This is a genomic window from Nocardia sp. NPDC050718 (genome assembly GCF_040654235.1).
Lineage (GTDB): Bacteria > Actinomycetota > Actinomycetes > Mycobacteriales > Mycobacteriaceae > Nocardia.
The window spans coordinates 137,587-150,849 of sequence record NZ_JBFAHQ010000005.1 but is presented as its reverse complement, the minus strand read 5'-3'; the positions used below and the strand labels follow the sequence as shown (position 1 = coordinate 150,849).

Annotated in this window: 15 protein-coding genes; 7 read left to right on the top strand and 8 right to left on the bottom strand. The window is 71.0% G+C overall.

From position 1 onward, the window contains the following. Nucleotides 1-65: 65 nt before the first annotated feature. Together AB0H54_RS23385 and AB0H54_RS23380 are read left to right on the top strand one after the other, a co-directional pair. Complete coding sequence (locus tag AB0H54_RS23385) at nucleotides 66-416, top strand: hypothetical protein (protein WP_357347816.1); 351 nt, start codon at nucleotides 66-68, stop codon at nucleotides 414-416. 90 nt (nucleotides 417-506) lie between these two features. Then, on the top strand, nucleotides 507-1,367 hold the full coding sequence (locus tag AB0H54_RS23380; RefSeq protein ID WP_357347814.1) for an alpha/beta hydrolase: 861 nt from the start codon (nucleotides 507-509) through the stop codon (nucleotides 1,365-1,367). On the opposite strand, the gene AB0H54_RS23375 is transcribed toward AB0H54_RS23380, so the two are convergent. Next, complete coding sequence (locus AB0H54_RS23375) at nucleotides 1,364-1,957, bottom strand: TetR-like C-terminal domain-containing protein (RefSeq protein ID WP_357347812.1); 594 nt, start codon at nucleotides 1,955-1,957, stop codon at nucleotides 1,364-1,366. The two genes, AB0H54_RS23380 and AB0H54_RS23375, sit on opposite strands and share 4 nt — an antisense overlap. An 86-nt stretch (nucleotides 1,958-2,043) precedes the next feature. On the opposite strand from AB0H54_RS23375, the gene AB0H54_RS23370 reads away from it, so the two are divergent. Then, nucleotides 2,044-2,913, top strand: coding sequence for an alpha/beta hydrolase (locus tag AB0H54_RS23370; RefSeq protein ID WP_357347810.1), 870 nt, complete (start codon nucleotides 2,044-2,046; stop codon nucleotides 2,911-2,913). Here AB0H54_RS23370 and AB0H54_RS23365 read toward each other — a convergent pair. Then, nucleotides 2,850-3,452: a helix-turn-helix domain-containing protein gene (locus AB0H54_RS23365; protein WP_357347808.1), complete on the bottom strand. Its 603-nt coding sequence runs from the start codon at nucleotides 3,450-3,452 to the stop codon at nucleotides 2,850-2,852. The two genes, AB0H54_RS23370 and AB0H54_RS23365, sit on opposite strands and share 64 nt — an antisense overlap. 181 nt (nucleotides 3,453-3,633) lie before the next feature. Between AB0H54_RS23365 and AB0H54_RS23360 the strand changes: the two genes are divergently transcribed. Together AB0H54_RS23360 and AB0H54_RS23355 are read left to right on the top strand one after the other, a co-directional pair. After that, complete coding sequence (locus AB0H54_RS23360) at nucleotides 3,634-5,421, top strand: ABC transporter ATP-binding protein (RefSeq protein ID WP_357347806.1); 1,788 nt, start codon at nucleotides 3,634-3,636, stop codon at nucleotides 5,419-5,421. Next, nucleotides 5,418-7,127, top strand: coding sequence for an ABC transporter ATP-binding protein (locus tag AB0H54_RS23355; protein ID WP_357347804.1), 1,710 nt, complete (start codon nucleotides 5,418-5,420; stop codon nucleotides 7,125-7,127). The genes AB0H54_RS23360 and AB0H54_RS23355 overlap by 4 nt, the downstream gene beginning before the upstream one ends. An 87-nt stretch (nucleotides 7,128-7,214) precedes the next feature. On the opposite strand, the gene AB0H54_RS23350 is transcribed toward AB0H54_RS23355, so the two are convergent. The 5 genes from AB0H54_RS23350 to AB0H54_RS23330 all read right to left on the bottom strand — a co-directional run bounded on the left by AB0H54_RS23350 (nucleotide 7,215) and on the right by AB0H54_RS23330 (nucleotide 10,765). Then, nucleotides 7,215-8,414 carry an FAD-dependent oxidoreductase gene (locus AB0H54_RS23350; protein ID WP_357347802.1) on the bottom strand — a complete coding sequence of 400 codons (1,200 nt, stop codon included), beginning with the start codon at nucleotides 8,412-8,414 and terminating at the stop codon, nucleotides 7,215-7,217. Nucleotides 8,415-8,489: 75 nt separating this feature from the next. Then, nucleotides 8,490-8,801 (bottom strand): hypothetical protein, encoded by a 312-nt coding sequence (locus tag AB0H54_RS23345; protein WP_357347800.1) that lies wholly within the window; start codon nucleotides 8,799-8,801, stop codon nucleotides 8,490-8,492. 11 nt (nucleotides 8,802-8,812) lie between these two features. Continuing rightward, nucleotides 8,813-9,310 (bottom strand): alpha/beta fold hydrolase, encoded by a 498-nt coding sequence (locus AB0H54_RS23340; RefSeq protein ID WP_357347798.1) that lies wholly within the window; start codon nucleotides 9,308-9,310, stop codon nucleotides 8,813-8,815. 66 nt (nucleotides 9,311-9,376) lie between these two features. Continuing rightward, nucleotides 9,377-10,135, bottom strand: a complete 759-nt coding sequence (locus AB0H54_RS23335) for an ATP-grasp domain-containing protein (RefSeq protein WP_357347796.1) — start codon at nucleotides 10,133-10,135, stop codon at nucleotides 9,377-9,379. 51 nt (nucleotides 10,136-10,186) lie between these two features. Further along, complete coding sequence (locus AB0H54_RS23330; protein WP_357347794.1) at nucleotides 10,187-10,765, bottom strand: TetR/AcrR family transcriptional regulator; 579 nt, start codon at nucleotides 10,763-10,765, stop codon at nucleotides 10,187-10,189. Between the two features lie 133 nt (nucleotides 10,766-10,898). On the opposite strand from AB0H54_RS23330, the gene AB0H54_RS23325 reads away from it, so the two are divergent. Continuing rightward, the gene (locus AB0H54_RS23325) at nucleotides 10,899-11,918 is read left to right on the top strand and encodes an aldo/keto reductase (protein ID WP_357347792.1); all 1,020 of its coding nucleotides are present in this window, start codon (nucleotides 10,899-10,901) and stop codon (nucleotides 11,916-11,918) included. 2 nt (nucleotides 11,919-11,920) lie between these two features. On the opposite strand, the gene AB0H54_RS23320 is transcribed toward AB0H54_RS23325, so the two are convergent. Beyond that, nucleotides 11,921-12,541: a helix-turn-helix domain-containing protein gene (locus tag AB0H54_RS23320; protein ID WP_357347790.1), complete on the bottom strand. Its 621-nt coding sequence runs from the start codon at nucleotides 12,539-12,541 to the stop codon at nucleotides 11,921-11,923. A 38-nt stretch (nucleotides 12,542-12,579) separates the two neighbouring features. Here AB0H54_RS23320 and AB0H54_RS23315 point away from each other — a divergent pair, with 38 nt between their 5' ends. Then, the gene (locus AB0H54_RS23315; protein ID WP_357347788.1) at nucleotides 12,580-13,263 is read left to right on the top strand and encodes a hypothetical protein; all 684 of its coding nucleotides are present in this window, start codon (nucleotides 12,580-12,582) and stop codon (nucleotides 13,261-13,263) included.

Here is a 13,263-nt window from a genome sequence, read left to right as displayed (position 1 = left end):
CCCGTTCGCCCCTCCGGCCAGCGGATGTATTGCCGCTTGAGGACGACATCGGGTTCACTGAGAGGGTGAGCACCTCCGCGGCATCCCGCGACCACGCCAGGCTGGCTGATCGGTTGGGCGGCACCGCGATCGGATTCCTGGCTGTCGCGCTGGTCGCCTTCGTCTGGGTGCTGGATCAGCCTTCGGTGGACCTGCCGTCCCCCGCCATCACGCTCGGGAGTTTCACGGTGCCCGCGGCGGTCGCGGTGGCATTGTCGGGCGCCGGTCTGGCGATGGCCCGCAGGGCGGGCGTTCGATCGTGGCTCGCCCCCGTGGCGTTCCGGCTTTCCGTGGGCTTCGTCGTGATGCTCGGAGGCGGGGTCGCTATCGGCATCCTGATGATGCACCGGATGGGCGACGCCCTGTCGTCATTCTGACCTGTTCGCGGCCGTCGTGATCGCCGGACCCGATCCGATGTCGCCGGAACCCGCCGATGAGTTCTCGCCTGCCGACACGTCAGTACCAGCATGACGACACACGAGCTCGAAACCTCCGGTGCGACTCTCACCTACGACGTCCATGGCCCGCTCCCGACCGCCGACGGGCGGCCGCCGCTGCTCATGACCGGACTCCCGATGGACGCCGCTGGGTTCACCGCGCTCGCCGCGCATTTCCCCGATCGCACGGTCGTCACCTACGACCCGCGCGGACTCGGGCGCAGCGTCCGCACCGACGGTGAGGTCGACAACGTCCCCGCGGTGCATGCCGAGGACGTGCACGCCGTCATCGAGGCCCTCGGTGCGGGTCCGGTCGAGCTGTTCGCCAGCAGTGGTGGAGCCATCGTCGCGTTCGCGCTCGTGGCCGCCCATCCCGAGGACGTGATCACCCTGGTCGCGCACGAACCGCCGTTGCTGTCCGCGCTCCCCGACGCGGCGGCGGCCCAGCGCGCGGCGGCCGGGTATCGCGACGCCTACGCGGCGAAGGGCTTCGGCGCGGGCATGGCCACGTTCATCGCGATGACGTCCTGGCAGGGCGAATTCACCGACGGCTATTTCGCCGCGCCCGCCGTGGATCCCGCGATGTTCGGCCTGCCGGTCGAGGACGACGGCGTGCGCGACCACCCGCTGCTGGCGGAGCGGTCCAAGCCGGTCCTCGACTACCGCGCCGACATCGCCGCTCTCACCGCGGCACCCACCCGGATCGTCCTCGGCTACGGCGAGGAGTCGGCGGGCACGGTCACCGAGCGCACCTCGTCGGCGATCGCGGAGCAGCTCGGGGACAAGCCGATCGTGTTCCCCAGCCATCACGGCGGGTTCGCCGGTGAAGAGTCCGGCTACCCGGGGCAGCCGGAGGCTTTCGCCCGCGTCCTCCGGGGTGTTCTCGACTAGCGCTCTCCGGAGCGCCAGCCCGCCAGCATCGCGTGAACGGCGCTGTCCAACAGGGTGATTCGATCGGCGGGCACACCGCTCGGGATCTTGCCCGCCGCGGCCAGCCCGGCGATGCCGTGCACGGTTCCCCAGACCATCGCGGTGCGCCGGGCGACGTCGGCGTCATCCACTCCGGCCGGCTGGTTGGCGGCGACGGTGGAGGACAGCACGGTCCAGTAGCGGGTCGCGGCGGCTTGCAGGGCGGGGTCGTCGTTCATGGCGACGAGGGGGCCGAACGCGAGCGCGTGCACGTGGGGCCGTGTATCGACGAAGTGGACGTAGGAGCGCACCAGCGCGCGTAACCGGTCCTCGGGGTCGGCGCCCGCGGCGGTGACGGCGACTTCCGCGTCGGCCGCGGCGTCCGCGAGTCCCGCACCCGCGACGGCCGCGAGAAAGCGGCGACGATCGCCGAAATGCACGTACGGAGCCTGGTGGCTCGTGCCCAGCGCGTGTGCCACCTTGCGGATGCTCAAGGTCTCCGCGGGTTCGTCGCGGAGCAGCTCGAGCGCGGCCGCGATGAGCCGGTCGCGCAGCGTCGTCTTCGCAGGCACGAGCACCTCCCGCCATGGTTGACAGTGTCAATCCAGGGGACGATACTGATCCCAGGTTGACAGTGTCAATCGAAGGGATGGCAGCGATGTCCGAGCAGATCATCGAGACAATCGTCGGCCCGCTGGTCGTACGCGACACGGGCCGGGACGGCACGCTCCCGACCGCCGTCCTCTGGCATAGCCTCTTCGTCGACAGCCGCAGCTGGGCGCGGGTCGAACCCTCGCTGGCGCGCGAGCGGCGGCTCGTTCTCGTGACCGGTCCCGGGCACGGGGCCAGCGGCGATCCCGGCCGCCGCTACACGATGGCGGAGTGCGCCGAGGCCGCGCGCCAGGTGCTCGGGCGGCTCGGCATCGAGGGGGCCGTCGACTGGATCGGGAACGCCTGGGGAGGTCACGTGGGCATCCTGCTGGCCGCCCAGCACCCCGACCTCGTGCGCACGCTCGTCACCGCGGGCACGCCGGTCCGCGCGTACACGTGGAAGGGGCGTCAGCGGACGCGACTGCTGCTCGCGCTCTACCGCGTGCTCGGCCCGGCCCGGTTCCTGGTCGACATCCTGAGCCAGGTCCTGCTCTCGCCGCGCACGGCGGCGAGCGATCCCGATGCCGTCGCGATGGTGGGCGAGGAATTCCGGGCGGCGGACCGGCGGGCGATGGCGAACGCGATCGTCTCGATCTCGCTGCGGCGCCGCGACCTCACCCCGGTACTGTCCGCGATTCACGCGCCGACGCTGTTCCTCACCGGCAGCGAGCATTCCGACTGGACGGGCGAGCAGGCGCGGGCCGCCGCGGCGACCCTGGCGGCGGGGTCGGCGGCCGTCATCGACGGCGCCGCCTACCTCCTCCCGCTCGAGCGCCCGGACGAGTTCGTCCGGGCGGTGGCGGAGTTCTGGATTCAGGCGAGTCGGTCGTCGGACGGCCAGAGCGCGCGCAAGGGGCGCAGGCCCTCCTCGACGTAGTCGGCGATGGGCCGTTCGCCGCCGTCGAGGTACCACTGTTCGAGGGCGGCGAAATAGCCGAAGGTCAGGGCATTGGTGGCGACTCGGGCCTGGGTTTCGGTGAACTTGCCGGTCGACGCGATCAGGGGCAGCAGCCGCCGGCTGGTGCGGTCGGCCGACGCGCAGGCGGCCATCCGGACCGAGGGCTCGGTGAAGTGGTAGCGGACCCGGCGCCACGGGCCCTGGTCGGCCGGGGCGGATTCGTCACCGGCGGGGGCGGATTCGTCGGCGCGGACCGAGCGCAGCAGGCTCTCGACGGGATCGTGGGGGTCGACCATGGCGGCGATCTCCGCCTCGCTCATGGTGTCGAACTCGTCGGCGACGATGATGCCTTCCTTCGTGCCGAACAGGCGATAGACCGTCGACGGTGACACCTCGGCGGCGGCCGCGATCTCCTCGATCGTGACCGCGCCGAACCCCTTCTCGTCGAAGAGATCCAGGGCGCGTTCCTGGATGGTGTGCATGGCCTTGAGCCGCCACCGCTCGCGAAGTCCGGTCATGCGAGCAGATTAGCAAGAGCCACTCGTTACAGAAAGTAACTCGCTACAGACATTGACTGTCTGAATTGGCTTACCTACAGTCACTCGCTAGAGACAGTGACTTTCTCGAACGACGCGAGGCTCGGCGTCAGGTCGCCGACCAGTGCCGATGCCGCGGTCACGCGAGGAGAAGGGGAAACCGATGACCACCACCGACCTCGTCGAGGTAGCGGAGACTTCCGCCGCGCCACCGGACGCCGGACCCGCGGGGCCGAGCCTCACCGCGCTGCTGCGCCCGCATCTCGGGGGATTCGCGGCCGTGATCGTCCTGCAGATCATCGGCGCCGTCGCGGGCCTGGCCCCGCTGCTGGCCGTGGTCGAACTGGGGCGCACCCTGCTGTCGTCGGGGCCGATCGATCGCGGTCATGTGTGGCTCGTGGTCGTCCTCGGGGCGGCGGGACTGTTCGTCCGGCTGGTGTTCACCGCCGCGTCCGCCGGGCTCGGGCACCTCGTCGACGGCGCGGTGCAGCTGTCGTTGCGGCGGCAGCTGGCCGCCCATCTGGGGCGGGTGCCGATCGGGTGGTTCTCCCGGCGCGGCACCGGCGAGCTGGCCAAGGTGGTCGGCGAGGATGTGAGCGCGGTGCATCCGTTCCTCGCTCACGCGCCCGGCGAATTGGTGTCGGCGTTCGTGGTGCCGCTGGTGTCGCTGGTCTATCTGGTGACCGTCGACTGGCGGCTGACCCTGATCACGCTGATCCCGGTGCTGCTGGCGATCGCGCTGGTCCCGCTCATGATGACGCCGGTCAGACAGCGCGAGCAGACCGAGTTCGACGCGGCGATGAGCCGGATCGCCGATGCGGTCGTGGAGTTCGTGCAGGGCATCGCCGAGGTCAAGGCGTTCGGTGGCGGCGACCGCGCGCACCGCCGATTCCGCTCGGCGGTGGACGATTTCGCCGACACCTTCCTGCGCTGGGCGCGCGGGATCTCGCCGATCGCCGCCGGGATGCAGCTGGCGCTGTCGCCGCCGTTCGTGCTGCTGGTCGTCCTGGTGGGCGGCGCCTGGCTGATCACGAGGGGCGGGCTGGCCCCCGTCGATCTCCTGCCGTTCCTGCTGCTCGGCCTCGGGCTGACCGCCCCGGTCGCGGCCCTGGGCCACGGCTTCGACGATCTACAAGCGGCGGGCCGCGCGGTGGGCCGGATCACAGACGTCCTCGACGTCGCACCGCTGCCCGAGCCGGTCGAACCGATCGCGCCGCGCGGGCATCGCGTGGAACTGCGCGGCGTCCGGTTCGGCTACGACGCCGAGCGCGAGGTGCTGCGCGGGATCGATCTGGTCCTCGAACCGGGCACGGTCACCGCCCTCGTCGGACCGTCGGGCAGCGGCAAATCCACTCTCGTGCAGCTGCTTCCGAGGTTCTTCGACCCCACCGGCGGCGCGATCACGCTCGGCGGCGTCGACCTGCGCGAGATCGGCAGCGACCGGCTCTATCGCGAGGTGTCGTTCGTCTTCCAGGACGTGCGATTGCTGCGCGCGTCGGTGGCCGACAATATCGCGCTGGCCGTCCCGGACGCCGACCACGAGCGGGTGGTCCGCGCGGCCCGGCTGGCCGGTATCCACGACCGGATCACCGAACTCCCGCGCGGATACGACACCGTGCTCGGCGTGGAGGCCGGGCTGTCCGGTGGTGAGGCGCAACGCCTCGCCCTGGCCCGCGCCCTGCTGGCCGACACCCCGATCCTGGTGCTCGACGAAGCCACCGCCTTCGCGGACCCGCGGACCGAACAGGCTGTGCGGCAAGCGCTGTCGAGCCTGCGGAAGAACCGCACGATCCTGGTCATCGCGCACCGGCCGGAGACCATCGCCGACGCCGACACCGTCGTCGTGTTGGAAGACGGCGTGATCGTCGAGCGCGGCGCGCCCGCGCGGCTCCTGGCGGGCCACAGCACCGTCGCCGCGTTCCGGCGATCCCACGGAGGAGACGAATCATGATCCGGACCCTGTTGCGCGTGCTCGGACATCAGTACGCCGGACCGGTGCGCCGCACCGTCGCGCTGATGACGGCCACGGCGGTCCTCGAAGGCCTGTCCTACGCCCTGCTCGTGCCGGTGCTCCGAGAATTGTTCGGGGCCGACCCGAACGGCGCCGAGCCGTGGCTGCTCGCGTTCGGGATCGCGGTCGCCCTCTACGGCGCCCTGCGCTATCTCAGCGACCTGGCCGGTTTCCGCGCGGGCACCACCCTGCTGCGCGGGACCTATCACCGGCTCGGTGATCACCTCGCCAGGCTGCCGCTCGGCTGGTACGGACCCGACCGGGTCGGCGAGGTGTCGGTGCTCGCGAGTCGCGGTGTGCTGGAGGCGATGAGCGTGATCGCGCACCTGCTCGCGCCGTTCGTCGGCGCGGTGGTGACGCCGCTGACGATCGTGGTCGTGCTGCTCGCGTTCAACTGGCAGCTGGGGCTGGCGGCGCTGGTCGCCGTTCCGCTGGTGGGCGCGATCCAGGGCTGGACGGGCCGGGCGATGGCCGCCGCCGACGCCGATCGCCACGACCGCGATCACCAGGCCGCCGGCCGGGTCATCGAGTACCTGCAGGCCCAGCCGGTGCTGCGCGCCGGTGGCCGCACCACCGAGCGTTTCGGCCTGCTCGACGACGCCCTGCGCGGACTTCAGCGCGCCGCTCGCCGATCGGCGCTGTCGGCCCTGCCCGGCATCGTCGGCCTGACGCTGGCCGTGCAGGTCGGGTTCACCGTGCTGCTCGCCCTCGGCGCCTACCTCGCGCTGGGTGGGCGGGTCGGCGCGGCCGAACTGCTGGCGATCCTCGTCCTGGCGGCCCGCTGCGCCGAACCGCTGCTGTCGCTGGCCGAGATCGGCGGCCGATTGCGCAGTGCGCGAGCACAACTGACCCGCCTGGACGACCTGCTCCAGCTGGCACCGCTGCCCGAACCCGACCACCCGATCGCACCGGACCGGCACGACCTCGAGTTCGACGCCGTCGGCTTCGCGCACGGCGACCGACCCGTCGTCGACGACCTGTCACTGATCGTGCCCTCGGGACAGCGGTTCGCGATCGTCGGTCCCTCTGGCGCGGGCAAGAGCACCCTGCTCCAGCTGCTCGCGCGTTTCCACGACGTGGGCGCGGGCGCCGTCCGGATCGGCGGCGTCGACGTGCGCGAGATCGACACCACGACCCTGATGTCGCGCATCGCCATCGTCTTCCAGCACGTCTATCTCTTCGACGGCACCATCGAGGACAACATCCGGCTCGGCCGCCCCGACGCCACCGACGCCGAGGTCCGCGCCGCCGCGACGGCCGCCGGCCTGGACGAGGTGATCGAGCGACTGCCCGGCGGCTGGTCCGCCGACGTGGGCGAGGGCGGCGCGCTGCTCTCCGGCGGTGAGCGGCAACGGGTTTCGATCGCCCGTGCGCTGCTGAAGGACGCGCCCATCGTCCTGCTGGACGAAGTCACCTCCGCCCTCGACCCCGTGAACGAGGCCGCCGTGCACCAGGGCATCGAGCGGTTGATGGCGGGGCGCACCGTCGTGCTGGTGGCGCACCGGATGCGGACCGTGGCGACGGCCGACCGCGTCGTCTTCGTCGACCGGGGGCGCATCGTCGAGGAGGGCACCCATCGTGAGCTCTTGGAGCTGGGTGGTCGCTACGCCGACTTCTGGAGCATCACCGCGACGCCGAATGCCTGAGTAGCGCCGTCCTTTTCACTGCTGTTCGGCAGCGTGCGCCCGAGCCGGTGGCCCCGATGACTTGCCGCGGTCGTCGGGGCCGATCGGTCACCGGCGCCCGGCGGTCGCGGCCGCCGGGTCGGTGTCGGTCCGGTCCCGCAACAGTTGCGCGCGCTGGTCGCCCTTGGCCCAGGTGTGCGTGCCCGGCTTGCGCGCCTCGGTCGCCAGCTGCTTGATGGTGTGGCCGCACACGAACTCCTTCACCTTCGCGCCGGGGCGGCCGCCGAGGTGGAACCACTTGGCGGCGTCGTCCTTGTCGGCGAACTGGAAGACGCCCGCGTGGCGGCCGAGACTGATGCACTGACCGGCGAAGCCCAGATCGATCGGGGTGGGACGCTCGTCGGCGATCCGGTGCAGGATCGTGTCGGCGGCGTGCGCGCCCAGTGGGCCCGCGGCCTGGCAGCTCATCCGGAACGGCAGGTTCGACGGTGCCGCCGAATCGCCCGCGGCGACGATCCGGTCGTCGTCGATGCTGGTCAGGGTCTCGTCGGTGAGCAGGCGGCCGACGGCGTCGGTGCGCAGGCCGCTGCGGGTGGCCAGATCGGGGACGCCGAAACCGGCGGTCCAGATGGTGACGGCGCTGCGCAGGACATGACCGCCGCTGAGCCGCACGGACTCCGCGGTCACCTCGACAACCTTCGCATCGGGGCCGTCCAAGATCGTCACGCCGAGGGCGGTCAGCCGCTTGGTGACCGCGCGCCTGCCGCGGGCATGCAGGTACGGGCCGAGCACGTCGCCGCAGACGAGCGACACGGCGCGACCCTGTTCCGCCAGTTCGGCGGCGGTCTCGATCCCGGTCGGCCCCGCGCCGACCACCGTCACCGCGGCCGTCGCCGCCGCGGCGTCGAGCACCGGGCCCAGCCGCTGCGCCTCCTCCAGACTCGCGATGGGATAGGCGAATTCGGCCGCACCCGGCACCCGCGGCGCCGCACTACCGCTGCCCACCGCGTAGATCAGGTAGTCGTAGCCGATCGTGTCGCCGCCGCCCAGCGCGACGGTGCGCCCGGCCGCGTCGATCCCGGTCACCGTGTCGACCACCAGCCGCACCCCGGCCGCCAGCACATCGCCGTACTCGGCCACCGCGTCATCGGTCCCGCCCACCAGCTGATGCAGCCGAATCCGCTCGACGAACCGCGCCCGCGGATTGACCACCGTCACCGCCACATCGTCACATTGGGTCAGCCGATTGGCCGCCATCACACCCGCGTACCCGCCACCGACCACGACCACCTGGATCTTCTCGCTCATCGGTCTCTCCTTCACTCGAGGGCTTCGGGCATGAGACGCCGCCGGGCCATGCGCTGTGACAGGACGTGACACAGGTCACCGAGTCGAGGTGTGAGCGTCGAGAATCGCGGCGATCCGCGCCGCGTGCAGGCATGCGCCCAGATGACTGGCCGCGACCGTGTGCACGGTGAACGGGTTGTCTGGAGTCAGGGCATCCGCTTCGGCGATCATCCGGTCCTGCATGTGCGGCGGGATCGCCCGATCCTGGGACAGGCGAATGTAGGTGCGGGGGATCCGGCCCCAGGTGGCCGCCCGTACGCGACTGTCGGCGGTGAGCACCCGCGCCGAGTCGGCCGGTTCGAGCAGGTTGAGGCAAGCGCGGAATTGATCGTCGGTCGCGTCGGCCATCAGGCCCTGCTTCAGCGCGGCCAACTGGGCGGCATCGGCAGAGCGCCAGTTGACCAGCGTCTCGGCGACACCCTGGGCAACTCGACACAACACCACGCCGAGAGGTAGACGATTCCGGTCAGGAGCTCCGGCACCGCGTTCCCGACACCGGAGATGGTCGCGCCGCCACCGCTGGTGCCCACCAGCACCACGGGACCGTGTGCGTGGACCTTCCGCACCGTGTCGATGACATGGGTGACGTTGTCTTCCAACGTGATCGAGGCCAGCGGTGACGGTCGCGCGGTCAACGCGTCGAGGTCCTGTGGCGCCTGGTAGGCGAGTGGGAAGTGGGCGTCGAGGCCGTGTCCGGGCAGGTCGACAGCGAGCGCGCGGTGGCCGAGCAGCGCGAGCTCACGGAGCAGGGCGGACCACGCGGCGGCGTTGCCGTGCGCGCCGTGGACGAGGACGAACGTCGGTCGCGGCTGCGGGCTGGGTCGGCGGGCGAGTCGGATTTCTTCGAGGTCGGGCACGTCGTCGACGGTAATCCCGTCGAATCGGCAGGCGCGGAAAGCCAGGACGGCGCGCGGAACGCGGACTCAGGCGCCGGAGGTGGTGAGGAGTTCGGTCCAGCGGCGGAGGACGAGTTCGGTGTAGTCGTCGGCGGTGATGTCGTAGGCGCCGAGGGCGTAGCCGTCGTTCGCTTCGACCAGGGCGGTGCGGCCGTCGGCCAGGACGCCGAAGTCGATGCCGTAGGCGATCGGCGCGGTGTCGGTCCGGTGGTAGGCGGCGACGGCGGACTCGACCACGGACATGTCCAGGGTGACGGCGCGGTCGCCGTCGTAGTGGTCGACGGTCACGATGCGGCCGTCGATCACGTAGACGCGGTATTCGGTGCGCCAGGCCACCACCTCCGAACATCGGACCCGGCGGCGCCTGCTGGTGCTGTGCCACGCGGTGGCGTCGCGTTCGGAGTAGCAGACGGTGCCGGTGAAGCGCTTGCGGCGGTCGGCCGGTTTCACGAAGACCGGTGTCGCCGAGCCGGTGTCGAGCGCGCTCTCGACCTCGCCCAGGGTCGATGTCCACACCCTGCGCCCGAGATAGTCGCGCAGCGCCTCGGGGTAGTCGTCGGGTTCGGGCACCGGAATGCGCAGCTGGCGCATGGCACCGTGCATGGCGTCGGTGTCGCCGGCGATGAAGGTGGTCGGCCCCAGTGGCAACTGCCGATGGTGGATCCGCTTCCAGCTGTAGTAGCGGATGGGGATGCCGCGCCGCGCCAGGCCTTCGGAGAGTAGCCGCTCCTCGTGCCGCATCGGACCCGAGCCGGCGTATTGCAGAAACGCGACATCGAACCTCATCCTTCCGATCATCCTCCACCGCAGGATGATTCGCTCGGTGATCACGGATTCCTAGGTCCGCAACCCCCGGACGAGCAGGGCGACCACGCGGCGCGGCTGGTAGCGGGGGTTGTTCCCCGCGCCGATACAGAGATTGCCGACGGCGCGCAGGAATTCGTAGGGATCGGTGCCGGGACCGATCTCGCCCGCCGCCGCGGCGGCGTCGAGCAGCTCGGCGCAGACGGGGAGCAACCGGTCGAGGAAGTAGGTGTGCAGGGTGTCGAAGGCGGCGTCGTCGGACTGGAGTGCCTCGGCGAGACCGTGTTTGGTGACGAGGAAGTCGACGAACAGCTCGATCCACGCGGCGAGCGCGGCGTGCGGTGAGTCGTCGGTCGCGAGCAGGGCGGGGCCCGCCGCGGCGCAGGCGTCGACCTGGTGCCGGTAGACGGCGACGATCAGGTCGGCGCGGGTGGGGAAGTGGCGATAGATCGTGCCGACGCCGACGCCCGCCGCGGCGGCGATCTCGCGGACCGGGACGTCGACGCCCGCGGCGACGAAAGCCGCCGCCGCCGCGTCGAGCAGGGTCTGCTGATTGCGCCGGGCATCGGCGCGCTGACGCGGCGCCGCGGGTGCGCTGTCGTGGTCGGTCACCGTGCTGTCACCTCCGAGGGTTGGCAAACGGAACCGTGTTCCGTATGTTGATTAGCGGAACGTTGTTCCGTTTGTTCAGGATGTCAGATCCGGCGGCCTGGACCAAGTCGCACAGCTCACGGAGGAGCAACCCATGCAGTACCGCAGCCTCGGTCGTACCGGTGTCCAGGTCAGCAGTCTCGTGCTCGGCGCGATGAACTTCGGCGCGCTGGGCAGGTCCACCCAGGACGAGGTCACCGCCATGATCGACGTCGCCGTCGAGGGTGGTGTCAACCTCGTCGACACCGCCGATGTCTACGGCCGTGGCGAGTCGGAGGAACTGGTCGGCAAGGCCGTCGCGGGGCGTCGCGACGATCTACTGCTGGCCACCAAGGCGAGCCTGCCGATGGGGGAGGAGCGCAACCATCGCGGCGGTTCGCGCCGCTGGCTGGTCACCGCGCTCGACGACAGCCTGCGCCGCCTCGGGGTCGATCACGTCGACCTCTTTCAGATCCACCGGTGGGATCCGAGCGTGAGCGACGAGGAGACGCTGTCGGCGCTGACCGACCTGCGGCAGGCGGGCAAGATCCGCTACTTCGGCTCGTCGACGTTCCCCGCCTACCGCATGGTGCAGGCGCAATGGGCGGCGCGGGAACACCACCTGGGCCGCTACGTCACCGAGCAGCCGAGCTATTCGATCCTCCAGCGCGGCATCGAGACCCACGTCCTGCCGGTCACCCAGGAGTACGGGCTCGGCGTGCTGGTCTGGAGTCCGCTCGCCTCGGGCTGGCTCTCCGGCGCCATTCGCGCCGATCGCGAGATCGCCACCAGCCGTTCGGCGTTCATGCCCCACCGCTTCGACACCACCGTCCCGGCCAATCGAGCCAAGCTGGCCGCCGTCGAACAGCTGGCCGAGGTCGCCGACCAGGCCGGGCTGACCATGATCCAGCTCGCCCTCGGTTTCGTCACCGCCCACCCCGGCGTCACCAGCGCCATCATCGGCCCGCGCACCCCGGCACACCTGCACGCGCAGCTCGCGGCCGCCGACACCCGCCTGTCCGCCGATGTCCTCGACGCCATCGATGCCATCGTCGTTCCCGGCACCGACCTCGCCCCCGCCGAGAAGAACGACGCCCCACCGTCGCTCCTTGATCCCGCCCTGCGCCGCCGCTGACGTCAGGCCAGGAGTTCGCGGGACAAGGTGGTGGCCCACCATTTCTCGACGCGGTCCGGGGACCAGCCGCGTTCGGTGGTGAAGGTGGTGAAGACGTCGATGGTGCACAGGGCGGCGTAGATGTCGACGGCGGTGTCCAGGTCGTCGCGGAGGGTGCCGTCGGGCCAGGAGGTGAAGACCTGGACGCGGACGTCGTCGGCGCGGCGGCGGGCGTCGCGGTAGGTGGTCGCCAGCTCGGGTTCGGTGCGACCGGCTTCCCGGACCAGGGCGATCACGTCGGCGGCGCGTTCGAAGAGGCGGCGGTCGTAGCCCGCCATGGCGGCCAGCTGGCGCGGTGGATCGCCTGCGGCGGCGTCGAGTTCGGCGAGCATGCGCGGCCCGTCCGCGGACAGGTCAGCGGCGTCGACGATCGCCTGGACCAGGCCGGTTTTGCTGCCGTACGCGGAGTACACGGTGGGCGCCGAGACACCCGCCTCGCGGGCGACCTCGCGGACGGTGGTCGCGGCCCAGCCCTGGGCGACGAACAGGCGGCGCGCAGCGTGGGCGATCTCGGCGCTGGTCGCCTTGGCCTGCAGGGTGCGGCGCAGTGAGTCGTAGCGGCGGCGCGGTGGGTCGCTCGGCAACGGTTCCCCTTTCGTTTTACGGTCACTATATTCAAAACATGAGTGATAAAGCCAATATCTCGGCCGAGGTGCGATTCCAGCGGATCGCCGGGGTGGCGGGAATCGTGTTCGTCCTGGTCATCCTCGGTGCGAACCTGGTTCTCGTGCCCGCTGGGCTGCCGACGCCCGGCACCGAGTCCGGCGCGGCGGGCGCGTTCTTCGCCGACCATCGCGGTCTGGTCGCCGCGGCCATGGCGCCGACACCGCTGGCGTGGTTCTGCGCGGTGGTGTTCGGCGCCGGTGTGCTGACGGCGGTGCGGCGGGCCGAACGCGCGGCGGGCACCGGGTGGTCGCTCGTCGGCTTCGCCGGATTGCTGTTGCAGAACGCCGCTTTCACGGTGATCGTCGCGATCCGCTACGCCCTGGGTCTCGCGCCCGAGACCAGGGCGCTGTGGGTGCTCCACGATGCGCTGCTCGCGCTCAACGGCACCTTCCTGGCCCTGGCGCTCGTCGGCCTGACGCTGGCCGGACGACTCGCCGGGCTCGTTCCGCGCTGGCACGCGGTGATCGGATTCCTCGCCGCCGCACTGCAATTCACCGCGGCGACCCTCGCGCCGGTGGTCATCGACGAGAAGGGTCCGCTCGGGATGGTCGGCCTGTCCGGCTGGCTGCTGTGGACGATCTGGTTCGGGGTGTACGGGATTGCGCTGCTGCGGAATTCGTCGGTCGCCGAGCCCGCATGA

What these genes read in the sequence shown, in the direction of transcription:
- AB0H54_RS23335 (WP_357347796.1), bottom strand. Translation starts at nt 10,135, where the DNA reads ATGAGGTTCGATGTCGCGTTTCTGCAATACGCCGGCTCGGGTCCGATG.
- AB0H54_RS23380 (WP_357347814.1), top strand. Translation starts at nt 507, where the DNA reads ATGACGACACACGAGCTCGAAACCTCCGGTGCGACTCTCACCTACGAC.
- AB0H54_RS23315 (WP_357347788.1), top strand. Translation starts at nt 12,580, where the DNA reads ATGAGTGATAAAGCCAATATCTCGGCCGAGGTGCGATTCCAGCGGATC.
- AB0H54_RS23345 (WP_357347800.1), bottom strand. Translation starts at nt 8,801, where the DNA reads ATGGCCGACGCGACCGACGATCAATTCCGCGCTTGCCTCAACCTGCTC.
- AB0H54_RS23350 (WP_357347802.1), bottom strand. Translation starts at nt 8,414, where the DNA reads ATGAGCGAGAAGATCCAGGTGGTCGTGGTCGGTGGCGGGTACGCGGGT.
- AB0H54_RS23355 (WP_357347804.1), top strand. Translation starts at nt 5,418, where the DNA reads ATGATCCGGACCCTGTTGCGCGTGCTCGGACATCAGTACGCCGGACCG.
- AB0H54_RS23365 (WP_357347808.1), bottom strand. Translation starts at nt 3,452, where the DNA reads ATGACCGGACTTCGCGAGCGGTGGCGGCTCAAGGCCATGCACACCATC.
- AB0H54_RS23360 (WP_357347806.1), top strand. Translation starts at nt 3,634, where the DNA reads ATGACCACCACCGACCTCGTCGAGGTAGCGGAGACTTCCGCCGCGCCA.
- AB0H54_RS23370 (WP_357347810.1), top strand. Translation starts at nt 2,044, where the DNA reads ATGTCCGAGCAGATCATCGAGACAATCGTCGGCCCGCTGGTCGTACGC.
- AB0H54_RS23325 (WP_357347792.1), top strand. Translation starts at nt 10,899, where the DNA reads ATGCAGTACCGCAGCCTCGGTCGTACCGGTGTCCAGGTCAGCAGTCTC.